At 62.1% G+C, this 18,012-nt stretch carries 20 protein-coding genes; 3 read left to right on the top strand and 17 right to left on the bottom strand.

The genetic code is table 11. The features are described from left to right. Positions 1 to 568: 568 nt before the first annotated feature. The 3 genes from HX790_RS02010 to HX790_RS02020 all read right to left on the bottom strand — a co-directional run bounded on the left by HX790_RS02010 (position 569) and on the right by HX790_RS02020 (position 3,577). Positions 569 to 1,363, bottom strand: a complete 795-nt coding sequence (locus HX790_RS02010; RefSeq protein ID WP_017136222.1) for a DNA-binding domain-containing protein — start codon at positions 1,361 to 1,363, stop codon at positions 569 to 571. Continuing rightward, positions 1,353 to 2,189: a DUF692 domain-containing protein gene (locus tag HX790_RS02015; RefSeq protein WP_329606352.1), complete on the bottom strand. Its 837-nt coding sequence runs from the start codon at positions 2,187 to 2,189 to the stop codon at positions 1,353 to 1,355. The genes HX790_RS02010 and HX790_RS02015 overlap by 11 nt, the downstream gene beginning before the upstream one ends. A gap of 266 nt (positions 2,190 to 2,455) precedes the next feature. After that, the gene (locus tag HX790_RS02020) at positions 2,456 to 3,577 is read right to left on the bottom strand and encodes a cytochrome P450 (protein ID WP_170039013.1); all 1,122 of its coding nucleotides are present in this window, start codon (positions 3,575 to 3,577) and stop codon (positions 2,456 to 2,458) included. A 74-nt stretch (positions 3,578 to 3,651) separates the two neighbouring features. Between HX790_RS02020 and HX790_RS02025 the strand changes: the two genes are divergently transcribed. Further along, a complete protein-coding gene (locus HX790_RS02025) occupies positions 3,652 to 4,383 on the top strand; it encodes a helix-turn-helix transcriptional regulator (RefSeq protein ID WP_176991178.1) in 732 nt (243 codons plus the stop codon). 117 nt (positions 4,384 to 4,500) lie between these two features. On the opposite strand, the gene phnP is transcribed toward HX790_RS02025, so the two are convergent. The 13 genes from phnP to phnC form a co-directional block, all read right to left on the bottom strand. Continuing rightward, positions 4,501 to 5,250, bottom strand: a complete 750-nt coding sequence (gene phnP / locus HX790_RS02030) for a phosphonate metabolism protein PhnP (protein WP_176991179.1) — start codon at positions 5,248 to 5,250, stop codon at positions 4,501 to 4,503. Continuing rightward, the gene (gene phnN, locus HX790_RS02035; RefSeq protein ID WP_169985727.1) at positions 5,241 to 5,813 is read right to left on the bottom strand and encodes a phosphonate metabolism protein/1,5-bisphosphokinase (PRPP-forming) PhnN; all 573 of its coding nucleotides are present in this window, start codon (positions 5,811 to 5,813) and stop codon (positions 5,241 to 5,243) included. The genes phnP and phnN overlap by 10 nt, the downstream gene beginning before the upstream one ends. Continuing rightward, positions 5,813 to 6,958 (bottom strand): alpha-D-ribose 1-methylphosphonate 5-triphosphate diphosphatase, encoded by a 1,146-nt coding sequence (locus HX790_RS02040; protein ID WP_017136216.1) that lies wholly within the window; start codon positions 6,956 to 6,958, stop codon positions 5,813 to 5,815. Before HX790_RS02040 ends, phnN begins: the two co-directional genes overlap by 1 nt. After that, entirely contained in the window at positions 6,948 to 7,667 is a 720-nt protein-coding gene (phnL, locus tag HX790_RS02045; protein ID WP_017136215.1) for a phosphonate C-P lyase system protein PhnL, read from the bottom strand. Before phnL ends, HX790_RS02040 begins: the two co-directional genes overlap by 11 nt. Next, positions 7,667 to 8,476: a phosphonate C-P lyase system protein PhnK gene (gene phnK / locus HX790_RS02050; RefSeq protein WP_171045849.1), complete on the bottom strand. Its 810-nt coding sequence runs from the start codon at positions 8,474 to 8,476 to the stop codon at positions 7,667 to 7,669. Before phnK ends, phnL begins: the two co-directional genes overlap by 1 nt. After that, positions 8,437 to 9,303 (bottom strand): alpha-D-ribose 1-methylphosphonate 5-phosphate C-P-lyase PhnJ, encoded by an 867-nt coding sequence (locus tag HX790_RS02055; protein ID WP_017136213.1) that lies wholly within the window; start codon positions 9,301 to 9,303, stop codon positions 8,437 to 8,439. Before HX790_RS02055 ends, phnK begins: the two co-directional genes overlap by 40 nt. Further along, entirely contained in the window at positions 9,296 to 10,372 is a 1,077-nt protein-coding gene (locus HX790_RS02060) for a carbon-phosphorus lyase complex subunit PhnI (RefSeq protein ID WP_176991180.1), read from the bottom strand. The genes HX790_RS02055 and HX790_RS02060 overlap by 8 nt, the downstream gene beginning before the upstream one ends. Further along, positions 10,372 to 10,962: a phosphonate C-P lyase system protein PhnH gene (phnH, locus tag HX790_RS02065; RefSeq protein ID WP_138451751.1), complete on the bottom strand. Its 591-nt coding sequence runs from the start codon at positions 10,960 to 10,962 to the stop codon at positions 10,372 to 10,374. Before phnH ends, HX790_RS02060 begins: the two co-directional genes overlap by 1 nt. Continuing rightward, positions 10,962 to 11,399, bottom strand: a complete 438-nt coding sequence (phnG, locus tag HX790_RS02070; RefSeq protein ID WP_138451749.1) for a phosphonate C-P lyase system protein PhnG — start codon at positions 11,397 to 11,399, stop codon at positions 10,962 to 10,964. Before phnG ends, phnH begins: the two co-directional genes overlap by 1 nt. Before the next feature lie 3 nt (positions 11,400 to 11,402). Beyond that, positions 11,403 to 12,107, bottom strand: coding sequence for a phosphonate metabolism transcriptional regulator PhnF (gene phnF, locus HX790_RS02075; RefSeq protein ID WP_169985717.1), 705 nt, complete (start codon positions 12,105 to 12,107; stop codon positions 11,403 to 11,405). A 36-nt stretch (positions 12,108 to 12,143) separates the two neighbouring features. After that, complete coding sequence (gene phnE, locus HX790_RS02080; protein WP_017136208.1) at positions 12,144 to 12,926, bottom strand: phosphonate ABC transporter, permease protein PhnE; 783 nt, start codon at positions 12,924 to 12,926, stop codon at positions 12,144 to 12,146. 143 nt (positions 12,927 to 13,069) lie between these two features. Then, positions 13,070 to 14,071, bottom strand: a complete 1,002-nt coding sequence (gene phnD / locus HX790_RS02085; RefSeq protein ID WP_017136207.1) for a phosphonate ABC transporter substrate-binding protein — start codon at positions 14,069 to 14,071, stop codon at positions 13,070 to 13,072. A 32-nt stretch (positions 14,072 to 14,103) separates the two neighbouring features. Next, positions 14,104 to 14,937: a phosphonate ABC transporter ATP-binding protein gene (gene phnC, locus HX790_RS02090; RefSeq protein WP_017136206.1), complete on the bottom strand. Its 834-nt coding sequence runs from the start codon at positions 14,935 to 14,937 to the stop codon at positions 14,104 to 14,106. Between the two features lie 560 nt (positions 14,938 to 15,497). Between phnC and HX790_RS02095 the strand changes: the two genes are divergently transcribed. Further along, positions 15,498 to 15,773 (top strand): DUF6124 family protein, encoded by a 276-nt coding sequence (locus HX790_RS02095; protein ID WP_138454414.1) that lies wholly within the window; start codon positions 15,498 to 15,500, stop codon positions 15,771 to 15,773. Between the two features lie 31 nt (positions 15,774 to 15,804). On the opposite strand, the gene HX790_RS02100 is transcribed toward HX790_RS02095, so the two are convergent. Further along, positions 15,805 to 16,707: a LysR family transcriptional regulator gene (locus HX790_RS02100; RefSeq protein WP_138454164.1), complete on the bottom strand. Its 903-nt coding sequence runs from the start codon at positions 16,705 to 16,707 to the stop codon at positions 15,805 to 15,807. Between the two features lie 110 nt (positions 16,708 to 16,817). Here HX790_RS02100 and HX790_RS02105 point away from each other — a divergent pair, with 110 nt between their 5' ends. After that, positions 16,818 to 18,002 (top strand): MFS transporter, encoded by a 1,185-nt coding sequence (locus HX790_RS02105; protein WP_176991181.1) that lies wholly within the window; start codon positions 16,818 to 16,820, stop codon positions 18,000 to 18,002. The last annotated feature ends 10 nt before the right edge of the window (positions 18,003 to 18,012 follow it).

An 18,012-nucleotide genomic window follows, 5' to 3' on the forward strand; every position in this document is an offset into this window, starting at 1 on the left:
AGGGGTTATTCATCAAAGATGTGAAGACTACACTGAGCCGATCGGAGCCTTTCAGGGCTCGGCGATCAAGGTGGGGCAGAAGATCAGACGAAGGGAATGAACCAGGCACTCGACATGACGCCGAAGCTCGGAGCTTTTGTGCCCCGCAACCAGAAGGTTCTCCGGCCGACACGACGCAGAGGCGGCTGTTAAGCAGATCGGATGCATGTGTTGCTCCTTGCAAAACTTTGCCGCACGGGGCGGCATCGTCGGAATCCATTCCTGACCCGGGTCTGCGACGCGTCTTTCTTAGCCAAAGACGCACGCTGCCAAGCGTATCGTTACCAGATCAGCAAAGGAGCACGGACAGTGCTTATTCCTGAATGCACACTTGGTAACTGCTTTTGTTCTATGCGTTATTTTTTATAGCCCATGGCTTAAATATGTCGAATTAATTCAGACCGGCAAATGTTTCAAGATGTTAAAATTGGATCCAATCATCTGAAAGCCCTTGGTTCCCGGCCACGGCTCTGCGCGCCTATCCTGGGAAAGCGGCGTGACACCCAGTGAAACAATGCTGTTCAAAAACCTACGGTATGGCGACCAGCAACCCATCACACAACCAGCGCGTCACCCATGCAGCGCTGTCAATGAACGCGCCGTCATCGCGATTCATTGCATAGTGTTCCTGCGCGGCCAGCAGTGCATCCCCCAAGGTCGCATGCTCCAGCAGACGGGCCAGTGCAGTGAACTCCCAAGCATCAACCTCGCGAACCTCCACGCGCCAGCCACTTCGATACACCAGCGCCGAACAGGCGCCACCGGCCACCTTCGGCACGCTCTGGTCACCCTTGTTATGGGCCGCCCAGATAGCAAAGATCGGCCACCCACTGCTCACCAATGCACAACCCGGAGCCAAAGTGAGTTGCGTACTTTCCAGGGCCTGGGCACCTATCGCCGCCATTGCCCGAGCATCCAATGCATTGACGTCACTGGCTGTGCAGGCGCAATGAACTGCCCACTCCAAGGCTGCCACGTCGGCGAAATACGGATACGCTGCCACGGGCACATAAGTACCCAGAAACTCCGCGAGGTGCTCACCGAACCGCCCCAGATCAGGGTGATGCGAGGGATACCGTTGACCATAGGAAAAAGCCAGGGTGCGAAAGAATTCATCGCCCACCAATGCCTTGATCACCGGATGAGTGAGTGCCAACGATTGCTCCTGATGCTGCCACAGGCCACTGCGGTAGCGAGCGAAGCGTCGTTCACTACCCGATACACCGGCCAGCAGCCAGCTCTGCGGTAAGCGGGGTGATGGAGCCGGGTCCTCCAGAGCGCGGGAAAATTCGAGCTGTAACACCGCCAGTTCTTCAAGTGTCATGCAACACCTCTTCGGCAATCGCCCTGGCGATCCGTACTTGATCAAGCAACTCGCCCAGCGGCGGCAGGTGAGTGTCCCATTCGACCAGCACCGGCACCGGCCCAAACTGACGCAAAGCCGTGCGATACAACGACCAGACCGGCTCCGCCACAGCACTGCCATGGTCATCGATCAACAGCCCCTCAGCGTGGCTATGGCCGGCCAGGTGCAATTCGCCAACGCTGGTCGAATCCAGCCTGCGCATCGCCTCGAGCGCAGGTTCACCGTGGTTGCACTGGTTCACGTAAAGGTTGTTCAGATCAAGTAACACAGCACTCCCCGTGCGTGCGACCACTTCAGCGAGAAATTGGGTTTCTCCCAGCGTGTCGCCCTTGAACCGCAAGCTGGTGGACACGTTTTCGAGCATGAGCGGCCGGCCCAGAGCGTTTTGAACCTGATCGACCCGATCACAGACCAGGTTCAGTGACGCCTCCACCAAGGGCAATGGCAACAAATCATTCAAGCAGCGCCCTTCCACAGCCCCCCAGCTCAAATGCTCCGAAATCAGAAAGGGGTTGATCAGCTCGGCCAAGGCCCGAATTCGCTCGACATGTGCGTTGCTAAAGCCATGGACTGAGCCGATACCCAAACCGACGCCATGCAGGCTGATCGGGTAGCGCTGTGCCAACTGACGGAGGATATGCAGGTCTTTCCCTCCGGGGCCCAGGTAGTTCTCCGTATGAACCTCCAGCCAATCGACCGCAGGGTGATGGTTCATGAAATCTTGATAGTGGGGGGCTCTGAGGCCAACACCAATCCGTGGTAACGGGCTCACTGGATAATTCACTCGCGTAATGGTCCGCCCAGGATCATAGCGCAGCAGGGGCGCTGAGCCCGGCGTTTTTACCGAACGTTATCGTGCAGCAATGGGTGTCTCAGGACCTGTATAGCCGGGCGCCGGAATTGACCGGTTAACAACGCACCCACTTCTCCAACGCCGCATCCGCCAGAATATTCTCGCCCTCATCGAGCGCGCTACCGCCGAGCTGATCGCTTCCGGCAGGTCGAATGGCGAGTACCAAGGCTCAAGCGTTTGTGGAATAGGGAGAAGGGTTACTGGCTTAGCGCCGCAGCGCTGAACCTGGGGATACGGCCGTTAAGCGAGGGCCAGTAGCTGAACCGGCCAGCGTCCGCCAGCAAGGCAGGCTGATGACGCAACAAACCCAACAGCGCTTGCGCGGCGATCGTCAACGCCATCTGTTGGCCTGGGCACTGATGGCGCCCGATACCAAAGCTGAACAGACGCCGTTGCGTGCGCGCCAGCACAAAACTGTCGGGATCGAGGTTGGCCTCAGCGTCCCGATTGGCCGATGCCAGCAGGACTAAAACACTCTCTCCCGCCGCCAACACCCGGTTGCCGATGGTGCAGCGCGCCGCCACGAATCGCCGTGTGTTTTGCACCGGTGAATCGTAACGCGCCACCTCCTCCACCAGCGCCGTGGCGAGGGCTGGCGTGCGCATAATCTGCGCAACCCGCTCAGGGTGCCGCGCGAGCATCACCAGTGAGTTGCCGATCAACCCGGCGCTGGCTTCGCAGGTCTGCGACAACAGGCCGATCAAATTGGCCGTCAATACCTGCGCACTTTCCCAGTTGCCACTGCGGATATGAGCCAGCAGCGCTGTTTCTTCCAACACCGCACAAAACATCTGCTGCAACTGCGACGCGCCGGCCTGCGCATTGCACAACTGCGCTTCACTGCTCAGCGGTGAAAGGCCGGCGACAAACGCCCGCGTTAGCCCGGCGACACATGCCAGCTGTGGCGCCGGGCATCCCAGCAGCGACGCGACCACCGAGACGGGCAAGGTAAACATCAGTGCATCCAGGGTCTGCACGCTGCCGATCAACCGAGCGACCCGTTCAGCAATGGCCGACGCCTCCACCGCCGCCAACGCGGGTTCAATCGCCGCCCGCGGGCATCGATGCGCCGGGCCTTCGTTCATGCGCATCAACCGCGCAAAAACCTGTCCTGCCGCGCCCTGTGCAAGCGCCTTGGGCACCGGCTCATGCAACGGGCGTACGCGACAATCCGGGTGTGCCAGCACCGCCTCTACCGTCTTGGCGCGGCTGGCGACCCACAGCCCCAACTCGGCATCGAACAACAGTTCTTCATGGCGACGCAGGCTTGCGTAATACGGATAGGGATCAACATGGGTAGCGGCTTGCAGCGGTGTCATCCGGGACGTCCTGTGCTTAAAGAAGCGTTACTATCGGCCCTCCCACGCGGCAATGATTCGTTCAGGAACGAAATATGAACGCCTTTGATGATGACGCGGCACTCTCACAAATCGCCGGTGCGATAGCAGAGCCTGCGCGCACAAAAATGCTCTGCGCGCTGATGGATGGCCATGCGCGCACCAGTACCGAGATGGCCGTGATTGCCGGCGTCAGCACCTCGACGGCCAGCGCCCACTTGGCCAGGCTCAAGGACGATGGCCTGCTCAAGCTGCACACCCAGGGCCGACACCGCTACTACAGCCTCGCCGGCGCACACGTGGCCCAGGCCATCGAAGGGTTGATGGTGATCAGCCGCAACACCGCCCAGGCATTTGTCCCCAGCACGCCCAACCGCCTGCAGCTCGCACGCACCTGCTACGACCACATGGCCGGCACGCTGGCGGTGCACCTGCACGACCATTTCATCGCCTCTGGTTGGCTGGTTGGCGACGGCACCTATGCACTGACGGCCCCCGGCGAAACCGCAATGATCGCGTTGGGGCTGAATATGCCTGCGTTACGCGCGCAACGTCGGCGTTTCGCCTGTGCCTGCCTGGACTGGAGCATGCGCCGCCCGCATTTGGCCGGGGCATTGGGCGCAGCGGTCTTGCAGTGCGTGATTCGTCGTGGGTGGGTGACTCAGGATCTGGACAGCCGCGCGCTGGGGGTCACCGCCAATGGGCGCAAGGCGTTTGCAGCGCGCTTTGGAGTCGAGTGGTTGAAGCAAGAGCCAGATCAAGTGCAAAGCAAAAGCCTATCTACCTGATGCAACACAGTCTAAATGTGGGAGCTGGCTTGCCTGCGATGCAGACACCTCTGCACATCAGGCACACCGAGTTGATGCCATCGCAGGCAAGCCAGCTCCCACAGGGTTATGCGGTGTTCAAATAATCCGGCCATCCCAGGCCACCGTCACATGCCGTGGCAACTCGCGTCGGTGCTCCAGTAGCCACGCATCCAAGGTGTGCCCCACATGGGTCAAAACACCCAACTGCGCACCCGTCTCCTCAATGCTCTGCAACGCCAACGTCAGGTCATTGTGGTTACGCGGCGCTTGCGGCTGCGGCGGCATGGAGCAGTCGAGCACCAACACGTCCAACGGCTGCCGTTGCAACCAGGCCAGCGTGGCCGGCGGCAAACCCACCGTGTCGGTGAGGTAGGCGATGCGCCGCCCCTCGCCTTCCAGCAGATAACCCAAGGTCGGTTTTGAATGTTGCAACGGCAATGCAGTGACGCTCAGCTCACCAAACTGCCGTGTTTCGAACTCGGCAAACGGCTGGCTGAAATCGAGGATGCCCGGATGTTTGTAAAGGTCGGACAAACCCTCCGGGTCGGCGGGGCCGTGTACCGGAATGATCAAGCCCTGGCCCCAACGCAGGTGCAACAAACCCTGAGCGTGATCGGCATGATAGTGCGTCTGCAAAATCCCATTAAAACTGCGCGGCGGGAAGCGTTCGCAGAGGTCGGGCAAGCCGCTGTCGATCAACCAGCGCTGCTCGCCGCACTCGATCAACGCGCTGCACGGGCGGCGGCGCAGGCTGGCATCGGTGCGCGCCAAACCGCACGCCGCGCACTCGCAGCCATACACCGGGACTTGCCGCGCGTCACCGGTGCCCAGTAAGGTCAGGCGCATGCCGTGTGTCCGTGATCGAGGCAGCACAGCAAGCGCTCGACGGTGTTTTCCAGCGGGCCGGAATTGTCGAGCACAAACAAGCCGGCGCCATTGCCTGCGATCAAATCGGCGGTGAACCGCGCATTGCGCGCCAGGCGTTCCTCGATATCGGCCTGGGACTCGCGCCCGCGCGCCATCAGGCGCTGGCGCAATACGGCCTGATCCACCGTCAACAGCAATACCAGCAAGCTCGGATAGCGCTCGCGGGTTTGTGCCAGGTGCGCACGCGAACCATTGACCAGCACATCGTCCCCCGCCGCCAGCCATTCGTCGATGGCCTTGGGAATGCCATACCACAACCCATTAGCCTGCCAACTGAGGGCAAACGCGCCCTCGGCCTGCATCGCGGCGAACTGTTCCGGGCTCACCCCTTGTGCGGCCTCGCCCACCGCTTCCGGCGAGCGGGTGATCACCCGGCGCACAATGCGGCAGCCGCGCTCGGCCAAGCGTGGGCGTGCGGCATCCAGCAGGCTGTCCTTGCCCGAACCGGATGGCCCGATGAGATAGATCAACCTGCCTGCCATCAAAACACCCTCTTCGCTTGTCGCCAGACTTGTTGCACCACAGGAAGCCCCTCGCAGCGGCGGGCTTGCACCAAATCCGCTCGCAGGCCAATGGCAATTTCACCCCGATCATTGAGGCCCGCCGCTTGTGCAGGCGCCAGGCTGATCATCTTGACGGCCCGCGACAGGTCGCCGCCATCCTGTTGATCGGCCAGAACAAAGGCCGCCTGCAACAGGCTGGCCGGGTAGTAGTCACTGGAAAGTATATCCAGCAATCCTTCGGCAGCCAGACCGGCGGCGGCCACATTACCCGAGTGCGACCCTCCGCGCACCACGTTCGGCGCGCCCATCAGCACTTTCATGTTCAGCGCCTGGCAGCCCTTGGCCGCCTCAAGTGTGGTGGGGAATTCAGCAATGGTCATGCCATAGCCCGCCGACTCCTCCACATGCGCCAGCGTCGCGTCGTCATGGCTGGCCACCGACAGGCCGCGTTCCAGGCAATGCGCAACAATGGCGGCGCGATAGCGGTCGCTATATTGCTTGGAATTGGCCATTTGCAGCACGATAAACGCGTCCATGGTTTCGTCGTTGAGGTGGTACTTGCCCATGTAGTACTCACGGTACTTGGATTCGAGCACGAACTGTCGCTGGCCCGGCGAATGGTCCATCACCGACACCAGGCGCACCAGCGGGTTTTCCACCAGGTCGCGGAACACGCTGAGGGTGTCCGGGTGGCACAGCTCGCAGCGCAGGTGCAGGTGGTGTTCGGCGCGGGTCAGGCCGGCGTCTTCAGCCTGGGCGATCGCGTCGAGCATCGCCGGCAGCTTTTTCATGCGGTTGCCCTTGGGGTTCACATCGCCGATGGACACCGCGTCGAACACTGTAGTGATCCCCGCCGCGATGATTTGCGCATCATGGCTGAGCACCGCCGAGATCGACGGCCAATCCACGCCTGGGCGCGGGGTCATGTGTTTTTCCAGGTTGTCGGTGTGCAGCTCCACCAGGCCCGGCAGCAGGCAATCGCCGCCCAGGTCCTGAGCCTGGGGCAACTGGCTGCGGCCTTCGGCGAGGTCGACAATCTTGCCATCGCGCAGCACCACCGTGCCCTGGAACATGCGCTCCGCCGTGACGACCTGGGCATGGGTGAGGATCTGTTCAGCGGGCATGGGCGTATTCCTCTTGGGCGACGGGCGATGGGGTCATGTCGAAATGGCGGTCGGCGACCGCTTCACGGGCGGCGCGGTCGTGGAAGATGCCGATCAGCGCCGCGCCGGCGGCCTTGGCTTCGTTCATCAGTTCCAGCACCACCTGGCGGTTGCTGTCGTCCAGGGACGCGGTAGGTTCGTCCAGCAACATCACCGGCCAGGCGACCATGAAGCCCCGAGCGATGTTGACGCGCTGTTGTTCGCCACCGGAGAACGTGCCGGGCGCCAGTTGCCACAAGCGCTGCGGGATGTTCAGGCGCGTGAGCAGCTGTTCGGCGCGGGCCTGTGCATCGGCCTTCGGCCAGCCACGCGCCAGGGCCGGCTCCATCACCACGTCCAGGCAGGCCACGCGGGGGATGACGCGCAGAAACTGGCTGACGTAACCGAGGGTCTGCTGACGCACCTGAAGAATGTCACGCGGCTCGGCGCCGACCAGCTCCAGCCACTCACCGGCATGCTGCACACGAATACTGCCGCCCGCCGGCAGGTAGTTGCCGTACAGGGTGCGCAGCAAGGTGCTTTTACCCGCGCCGGACTGGCCATGCAGCACCAGGCACTCACCGCCCTGCACACTGAACGCCACACCGCGCAACACGTTAAGCACCACGCCGTGTTGCTGATGCAGGGTGAAGGTTTTCGAGAGGTCACGGACCTCGATCAAGGCATTCATCATGGCTGCAATACCGAAGACACCAGCAGTTGAGAGTAAGGGTGCTGTGGATCGTCGAGGATCTGGTCAGTGAGCCCGGTTTCCACCACGTGCGAGCGGCGCATCACCATCAGGCGGTCGGCGAGCAAACGCGCAACGGCCAGGTCGTGGGTGACGATCACCACCGCCAAATCCAGCTCACGTACCAGGCCGCGCAACAGGTCGAGCAGGCGCGCTTGCACCGACACATCCAGGCCGCCGGTGGGTTCATCCATGAATACCAGGCGCGGGCTGGAGACGAGGTTGCGGGCGATTTGCAGACGCTGCTGCATGCCGCCCGAGAAGGTGCGCGGCAAGTCGTCGATGCGCTGCGGGTCGATTTCCACCTGGCCGAGCCAATCCAGACCGGCGCCGCGCAGTTGCGCGTAGTTGCGCACGCCTTGGGCCATCAGGCGTTCGCCGATGTTGGCACCGGCCGACACGCCCATGCGCAGGCCGTCCCGTGGGTTCTGCTCGACAAAGCCCCACTCGGTGCGCAGCAAGGTGCGGCGCTCGGCTTCACTGGCGCTGTACAAATCCAGCCATTCGCCGTCCTTGCTGCGGTAGCCGATGCTGCCCGCTTGCGGCGGCAAACGCCCGCTCAGCAGCGAGAGCAAGGTGGATTTACCTGAGCCGGATTCGCCGACAATTCCCAGCACTTCGCCAGGGTAAAGATCAAAGCTCACGCCCTGGCAACCCTTCTCCGGGCCGTACAGCAACGACAGGTCACGTACTTGAAGCAAAGGCTGGCTCACTGGTTGTTCTCCTTGACCCGTTGGGCGCAATACCAGGTGTCGGAACACACAAAACTCTGGGTTCCCGCGTCGTCGAGAATCAGCTCATCAAGGAAGGAATCGTGGCTGCCGCAGATGGCGCAGTTGTGTTCCCACTGCTGCACTTCGAACGGATGGTCTTCGAAGTCCAGGCTGGTGACCCGGGTGTACGGCGGCACCGCGTACAGGCGCTTTTCGCGACCGGCGCCGAACAGCATCAACGCCGGGCTCATGTCGAGTTTGGGGTTGTCGAATTTGGGGATCGGCGACGGGTCCATCACGTAGCGCTCATCGACCATCACCGGGTAGGCGTAGCTGGTGGCGATATGGCCGAAGGTGGCGATGTCTTCGTAGAGTTTGACGTGCATCACCCCGTAGTCGTTGAGGGCGTGCATGGTGCGGGTCTCGGTTTCCGAGGGTTCGATAAAGCGCAGCGGCTCGGGGATCGGCACTTGGTAAACCATGATCTGACCGGCCTGCAGCGCCGTTTCCGGGATGCGGTGGCGGGTCTGGATCACGCTGGCGTCGGGCGTCGCTTCAGTGGTGGCAACCCCCGCCGTGCGGGCGAAAAAGCGCCGGATCGACACGGCATTGGTGGTGTCGTCGGCGCCCTGGTCGATCACCTTGAGCACGTCATCATCACCGAGGATCGCGGCGGTCAATTGCATGCCGCCGGTGCCCCAGCCGTAAGGCAATGGCATTTCGCGGCCGCCAAACGGCACTTGGTAACCGGGAATCGCCACGGCCTTGAGCAAGGCGCGGCGGATCATGCGTTTGGTCTGTTCGTCGAGGTAGGCGAAGTTGTACGCCGGGTCGCGCACAGCCGGTAGGGTCAAGTCATTCATGGCGGCTGCCCTCGGCCGGTTGGCGCAGTTTGCGGATCAGTTCCAGCTCGGACTGGAAGTCCACGTAGTGAGGCAATTTGAGGTGCGAGACAAACCCCGCCGCCTCGACGTTGTCGCAATGGGCCAGCACAAACTCTTCGCGCTGGGCCGGTGAGATGATTTCTTCGTTGTATTCCCCGGCGCGCAGCGAGCGGTCGACCAGCGCCATGCCCATGGCCTTGCGCTCCGCATGCCCGAACGCCAGGCCGTAACCACGGGTGAACTGCGCAAGCTCAGTGGCCGAGCCGACAAACTGGTTGACCATCTCGCACTCGGTGACTTCGATGCTGCCCAGGCAGATGGGAAAGCCCAACTCTTCGGGGTCGATCCACACTTCGACGTCGCCGATGCGAATCTCACCGGCAAACGGGTGGTTGCGGCCGTAACCGCGTTGGGTCGAGTAGCCCAGCGCCAGCAGAAAACCCTCGTCGCCACGGGCCAGGGCTTGCAGGCGCTCGGCGCGGCTGGCCGGGTATTCCAACGGGTCGCGGGTGATGTCGGCGACGCTGGCGTTGTCGTCGGCTTCGTGCTTGATCAGGCCTTCTTTGGCAAGCAAACCGAGCACCCGTGGGCAGGCGTCAATCTGCGCGTCCGTCGTGGTCTGCGGGCCTGGGTATTGACCTTCGGCCAGCAGCGAAAAATCCAGCAGGCGGTGGGTGTAGTCGAAGGTCGGGCCGAGCAGTTGGCCGCCGGGCACGTCCTTGAACGTGGCCGACAAACGTCGGCTCAAGCACATCTGCGACGTATCAATCGGCAGGCTCGGGCTGAAGCGCGGCAGCGTGGTGCGGTAGGCGCGCAGCAGGAAGATCGCCTCGACCAAATCCCCTGCTGACTGCTTGATCGCCAGCGCAGCCAGCTCTTCGTCGAACAACGAGCCTTCGGTCATCACCCGCGCCACCGCCAGCGGCAATTGCTCGCGGATTTGCCTCACGCTGAGTTCAGGAATGGCGGTATCGCCCCGACGTTTTTTTGCCAGCAGGCGGTGGGCATTGTCGATGGCCTGTTCGCCACCTTTGACGGCTACGTACATCAGGCGTGCTCCTGTGCAATACGGCTGCTGCGCGGCAGGCCGATCAGGTGGTGGCCGGCGGTGAACACCAGGTCCAGGCCACGCGGGAAAGCTTCACGGCGTTGGCGCTCTTGCCAGAAGGCTTGCGGCACCGGCAGGTTGACCAGGCGCTGGGTTTTGATCCCTGGGCCGCGCCAGTGCAGGCCGCGACCGGATTCCAGGTCGGTAAGCTGCACGAGCAAGGTGCAGGACTGATCCGGGTAACGGTCGTTGCCGTGGTCGAAGCCGCCGAGGTCGAGCAGGTCTTGCTCGCCGAGCAGCGCGAACACCGCGTCTTCGCGTTTATCGGTGAGCGGGCAACCGCAGTGGAAGGCCAGGTTGGCGCGGATCAATGGCGTGTCGAAGCTCGGCGCCAGCCACAGCGGCGTGTCCATATCCAGCAGGGCCAGGCACAGCGCGTAAGTAGCCGGCGCCAGGCCGTCGAGGCGTGGCGCGGACGGCAGATGCTGGATCAAACCGGGTTCGGCCAGCGCCTTGAGGGCCGCACGAAAACCGCGTTGGGCATCCAGCACCGGCTCGACAAACGCCGGTTGCAACAGGTGAGCGTTCATCAGTTTTCTCCTCGCACCAGGGTGAAGAACTCGACCTTGGTGGCAGCGGTGTCAGCTTCTTTTTGCGCACGGCGCTGGGCCTGGGCAGTGGCCAGGGAGGTGATCAAGTCGCTGAGCCACAGGCTCGGTTGCGTGCCTTGCAGATGGGCGTCCGCCAACGCGGCCAACTCGGCATGCAGCTTGTCGCGCCCGGCCAGGTAGCTGTAGCCGGTGCGGCCGTCGGCCAGGCGCACCACGCAGCGGGTCACGCTCATTTCGCCGACGTTGAAGGCTGCGCCGTCACCGCCCATGCGCCCGCGTACCAGGGTCATGCCGATTTCCGGGGCGCGGATCAGTTGGTATTCGGCGTCCTTCAAGGCGGCCTCAAAGGGTTGCAGTTCATTGAGCTGGGCGCGGGCTAATACGCCGATCCAATGTTGTCGCGGGGACACACTCATCATTCAAGTCACCACTTGGTACTGGAAGCGATCCGAACGGCTGGTGGACTGCGCCAGCTCCACCGGGCGGCCATCGCGATCGCAGGAAAGGGTAAACACCGTGAGGGCCGGCAAGTGCCGAGGCATCATCAGCAGCGCGGCTTCATCACGGTTGGGCAAACGCGCACCGATCAGGCTTTGGGTGCGGGTCAGCGGCAGCGCTCGTTCACGCAGGTACTGGCGCAGAGAGCCGCCGTTGTAATCGGCCAGCAATGGCGCACGGCTGGCGCAGTAGCGATGACGGATCAGGCTGACGGGCTGGTGATCAAGCTTGCGCAGGGTTTGCAGCTCGATCATCGGGGCCATCTCGGCGATGCCCAAATGCTCGGCTTCGTCGCGGCTGGCGTAGCAATAGCGGCGCTTGAGCAACACCGCCTGCACGCCGACGCCCTGGGCCGACAGCGATTGGCTGTAGGAGGTCTCGGCGCCCATCGAGTAAATCAGCGGGCGGTCGAGCACCTGGGTGCCCTTGCCCTGACGGCGCAGCAGGCTGCCTTCGAACACCAACTCGTCGATGGCGCGGCGCAAGGTGTGGCGGTTGACGCCAAAGCGCTCGGCCATGTGCACCTCGCCGGGCAGGAAGTCACCGGCCTGGTAGCTGCTCAATTCACGGCGCAGGATATCCGCGAGTTCGCGGTACACCGGCTCATCTTGTCTAGACAACTGCATGCTTAAAAAAAGCGCCGCGCGGGCACCCCTCAGGCGTCAGATGAACTGCTTGCGCAGGCGTTGGGACAGCACGTCGATACAGCTCACCACCACGATGATCACCAGCAGCACCGCGCAGGTTTGTACGAACTGGAAAGCGCGAATGTTTTCCCAGAGGATCACGCCGATCCCGCCGGCGCCGACCATGCCCACTACGGTTGCCGAACGCACATTGGCTTCGAAGCGGTACAGCGCGTAGCTCACCCACAGCGGCATGACCTGCGGGATCACGCCGTAGATCACCTCCTGCAAAGCACTCGCGCCGGTGGCTCGCACGCCTTCTACCGGGCCGGGGTCGATGGCCTCGACGGCTTCGGCAAACAGCTTGGCGAGCACGCCGGTGGTGCTGATCCACAAGGCCAATACACCGGCAAACGGACCGAGGCCGACGGCGACCACGAACAACATCGCGAAGACCATTTCATTGATGGAGCGGAACGCATCCATCACGCGGCGCAGCGGTTGATGGACCCACCACGGGGTGATGTTGTCGGCGCACAAGATGCCCAGCGGCACCGAGCAGACGATGGCCAGCACCGTGCCCCACAGGGCGATTTGTACGGTGACGATCATCTCCTTGAGGTAGGAGCGCCATTCGTGGAAGTCGGGCGGGAAGAAGTCGGCGGCGAAGGTCGCCATATTTCCGGAATCGCGGTACAGCGCCAGCGGGTTCATCTCGGCGCCGTGCCAGGCCCAGGCCAGCAGGACCAGGAACAGGCCCCAGCCGAGGTATTGCGGCCAGGTTCTTTTACCCACCGCTTCAGCATGTAAAGTCGTCATGGTTGTCCTCGATCAAAATGTGGGAGCTGGCTTGTCGGATCGCCGCACCGCTGCGATAGCGGTCTGTCAGTTACAAATTTGTTGGCTGATACACCGCAATCGCGGGCAAGCCCGCTCCCACATGAATCCGGTTCCTACTGGGGTTAGCCGTTTGCTGCGGTCTTCTTGTCCAGCTCGGAGATGCGCTGTTGCAGCTTGGCCAGGTCAGCATCGATGTCGGCGAGCTTCTTGGCCTTGTCGGCTGCCTCAAGCTTGTTGTCGGCACTGATGGTGGTGCGCTGCTTGAACAGCTCCAACTGGCGGATCGGCAAGAGCTGGTCGTCGTTGGAGGCGAGGAACTTGCCCAGTTGCATGTTCTTCAACACCGCCTTCTCTTCATCGGTGTCGCCGTAGTGGGCGAAGAAATCACGGATCTTGGTTTTCTCGCTGTCCGTCAGCGCCTTGCTCCACACCATCGGGTCGGCCGGAATCAGCGGCGATTTCCAGATCACCTTGAGCATTGCGGCTTTGTCCGGCTGGGTGACTTCCAGGCGGTCCCAGCTTTCGGTGTTGAAGGTGGCCACGTCCAACTGCCCCTTGGCGACGCTGAGTGCGTTGACTTCATGGCTGGAGTTGAGCGTGCGTTTGAACGCGGTGGCGGCATCCACATGGTTCTTGGCGAACACGTAGTAGCCCGGCACCAGGTAGCCCGAGGTGGAGTTCGGGTCACCGTTGCCGAAGGTCAGGTTCTTGGCGTTCTTGAGCATGTCGTCGACGTTGTTGATCGGGCTGTCCTTGCGCACGATCAGCACGCTCCAGTAACCGGCGGCGCCGTTGGCGGCGGCGGTCTGGGCGAAGATCTCGCCGTTGGAACGGTCCACGGCTTCCATCGCCGCCTTGTTGCCCAGCCAGGCCACGTCGACCTTGTTAAAGCGCATGCCCTGGATCAAACCGGCGTAGTCGGAGGCGAAGGTGGCGTTGATGGTCAGGCCTGTTTTCTTGTGCATGTCATCCAAAAACGGCTGCCAGATGCTCTTGAGGTTCTGCGAAGACTCGGTGGACATGATGCCGAAGTTGATGGCTTTGTCGGCAGCCTGGGCATTGCCCATGGCGGCGCCGGCCAGCAACACCGCAGACAGAAACACTTGGCCGATACGGTTCAACATGGACGGGATTCCTGTGGGTCGTGAGTAGGGTTTCAAGCGCGCGCCATGGCCAGCCGAGGCGTGGCGACGGCTGTGCGGGTGTGGTCGGAAAACATCAGGCTGGTGTCGACGTCGGCACCGTACAAATCGTTGAGGAACTGGCTGCTCATGGCGCTGCCCTGCCCGTCGAAATGAATCCGGCCGCCTTTAAGGGCCACGGCACGCGGGCAATAACGCATGGCGTAATCGACTTGATGCAGGGTCACCACCACGGTCTTGCCGTCGCGGCGGTTGATGTCGGCGAGGATCTCCATGACCTTGCGCGCCGACTCCGGGTCCAGCGAGGCAATAGGCTCATCGGCGAGGATCACTTCGGCGCGCTGGGTCAATGCACGGGCAATCGCCACGCGCTGCTGCTGGCCGCCGGACAAGGTCGAAGCACGCTGCCCGGCCAAATCGGCCAAACCCACACGGGCGAGGGATTCGAGGGCAAACGCCTTTTCCTCGGCATTGAACAAACCGAGGTTGCCGCGCCAGCGCGGCATGCGGCCCAGGCAGCCGAGCAATACGTTGTCGAGCACGCTCAGGCGGTTGACCAGGTTGAACTGCTGGAAGATGTAGCCGATGTCTGCGCGCAACCGCCGCACCTTGCCATTCAAGCGCCCACTGGCCTGCACCTCCCGGCCCAACACCTTGACGCTGCCACCGTTGCTCTTGTCGCAACAGGCCAGGCCCGCCAAATGGCGCAACAATGTGGACTTGCCGGAACCGGAAGCGCCAATCAGCGCGACCATCTCACCTGCGGCAATGGTGAGTTCGAGGTCGACCAATGCGGACTTCTTCGCAAAGGTCTTGTTCAAGTGATCGACATGGATAGCGTGAGTCATGGGCTTCTCTGTCTGGTTTGAACAGCCACACAAGGGCTGCGGTTGAGTTCAAACGACAGTAGGCGCGGGAGGTGTCAGTGCTATTACTTGCACATGACTGGCGGGGGGCGGTTTGATGAAGGTTTTGTGAAAGGTTGGATGCGACCCTGAGAGGTCTTGTTGTGGCGAGCAGGCTTGCCCTGCTCGCCACAGGGGATTGGCTTGCCTTAAGGTATTCAGTGTTGACCGATCGTTCCCACGCTCTGCGTGGGAATGCCGCCTGGGACGCTCTGCGTCCCGAAGCAGGCGAAGGTTTGCGCAACGGTGACGCAGAGCGTCACGGGATGCATTCCCACGCAGAGCGTGGGAACGATCGGTAGCCTGCGTATGGCTCTCTCTTCTTAGCAGCCCTCTTGTTAGGACATGCCCTACACAGATTTCGGGTTGCGTCCGAACATAGCTCACCGCTAACCTTCTCGAGTCGTTGCAAAATCAACGACCGGGTGTGGAAGCCCGAATGATCCAGGCGCCTTAGCGCCCACAGAAGTGAGCGCTTTTTTCATAACTCACGGAGTATCCGTATGAAAAAAGTAACGCCTAACCCAATATCGTCTACCCCGGATGAAACCTCACAAGCCACAAAGAACATCATCTTCACCGTCCGCCCCGGCCTCAGTACCGAAGTTGCCTTGAGCAATGCCAGCGAGATGCTGGAATCGGCGACGGTGTGTGCCTATGACTGTGCCGAGCATTTGGACGGTTCAAGCCGCAAACAGGTGCTGGCGGTGGTGCAGATGGTTGAGATTGCGCAGTTGTTGGTGGATCAAGCGCTGAATCGGGAGTGTCCCGTGGCCTGATGGCTGAGGCGATCTAGTGTGGGAGCGTACATCAGGGGATATTTGCGTCACGCACGCGCAGTCGCGGGGTGACGAAGTCCAGGAAGGCGCGCACTTTCAACGGCAATGGCGCCTGCCCTTTATGCACCAGGCTGATGGGCAATGCCGCTGATTCATAGGGCTGCAACACCACCTGCAAATCACCCTTTTGCACTGCGTCCGCCACTTGATACGACAGCACTCGAATCACGCCAACACCCAGTGTTGCCGCCGTGATCGCCGCTTCCGCCGTGTTTACCGACAGCCGCGAATGCACGGGCACGGTCTGTTGCGCTTTACCCGCCCCAAACACCCAGGCGCCCACCGAGGACAGCACTTCAAAGGTGATGCAACTGTGGTCCGTCAGCGCCTGCGGCGTGGTCGGTTCGCCATGGGTTTGCAGATAGTGGGGACTGGCACACACCACCCGCCGCACCGTGCCGACTTGCAGCGCCTTGAGCGAACTGTCCGGCAAGTCACCAATACGCACGGCCACATCGCACTGTTCTTCCATCAGGTGTACTACGCGGTCGGTGAGCATCAGGTTGACGCTGATCTCGGGGTATTGCGCCAGAAACTCCGCCACCACCGGCACGATATGCAGGCGCCCGAACACGATGGGCGCGGTCACCGTGAGCTCGCCTTTGGGCACGGCATATTCGCCGGTGGCGGCCCGTTCGGCTTCGCCGATCTCTTCGAGAATCCGCCGGCACGCCGCCAGATAGGAAGCGCCCACGTCCGTCAGCGACAACTGCCGCGTGGTGCGGTGCAGCAGCCGGGATTTCAGGTGAGCTTCCAGTTCCGCGACTTTACGGCTGACGGTGGCCAGCGGCATGCCCAACTGGCGCGCAGCCGCCGACAGGCTGCCCGCCTCCACCACCGCAACAAACACCGACATCGATTCAAGACGGTTCATAACGCCCTATCAATTTTTGGAAGGATGATTCCCGATCCTAGGGGATTATCGACATAAACGCGACTGCGTAAGGTTGGCGACTCATCCCCCAGCGACATGAGGCAAACGCCATGACATCCGAGAATGCACCGCCGCGAGGCAAGATCATCATGATGGCGGTGATCGCCGGCGCGGTGGTCACCAACATTTACTGCACCCAGCCGGTGCTGCCGTTGATCGCCTCGGACATGGGCGTCGCAGTGTCGACGGTCAACCTGGTGGCAGGCGCAGCCTTGCTGGGGTTTGCCACCGGGTTGGCGTTTTTATTGCCCATGGGCGACCGCTTTGACCGGCGCAAGCTGGTACTCGGGCAGATTGCGCTGGCGTTCTGCTTTGCCTTGGCGGCGGCTTTTGCGCCGAGTATCTGGGCGTTGATCGGCGCCTCGTTCGGGCTGGGCGTGGTGTGTTGCGTTCCGCAGCAACTGGTGCCCTTTGCGGCAGTGATGTCGCAGCCCCACGAACGCGGGCGCAATGTGGGCACGGTGGTCAGCGGGATCATGTTGGGGATTTTGCTCGGCCGCACCATCAGTGGTGTGGTCGGTGAGGCGTATGGCTGGCGGGCGGTGTACGCCATGGAGGCAGCGTTCATGATCCCGGTGTGGTTTATCGCGGCCAGGCTACTGCCGCCGGGCGTGCCGAGTACGAACCTGTCCTACCCTCGCCTGCTGGCTTCACTGTGGCCGTTGATGCGCGATAACAGCCCGATTCGGCAATCAATGTTGGTGCAGGCGTTGTTGTGGGCATGCTTCAACGCGTTTTGGGTGAATTTGGCCGGGTTGCTCGCCAATGGGCCGTGGCAGCTGGGCAGTGCCTGGGCCGGTGGTTTCGGGATTATCGGCGCGGTGGGTGCGTTCGCGGCGTCGTATGGCGGCCGGGCGGCGGACAAGCTGGGTTGTCGCAAGGTGATTGGCGCCAGCGTGGGGATTGTGACCTTGGCGTTCTTGCTGCTGGCGGGGGCGCAGACGTCATTGATCTTGCTGGTGCTGGGGGTGATTGTGCTGGATATCGGTGTGCAGGCCGGGTTGGTGGCGAATCAGACACGGGCGTTTGCGGTGGACCCCAAGGCCCAGGGGCGGATTAACAGTTTGTATATGACCGCGACTTTTGTGGGTGGAGCGGTTGGGGCAACGGTGAGTGGCTGGTTGATGGCGCAGTTTGGTTGGGTGGGGATTGTGGAATTTGGGGTGGTATTGGGACTGTTGGCTGGGGTGATTCACTGGCTCGGAGCGCCGCGCCAGGTTCGAGAACTGGCGTAAATCTCAGATC

It is taken from the genome of Pseudomonas sp. IPO3747 (genome assembly GCF_013385245.1).
Lineage (GTDB): Bacteria > Pseudomonadota > Gammaproteobacteria > Pseudomonadales > Pseudomonadaceae > Aquipseudomonas > Aquipseudomonas edaphica.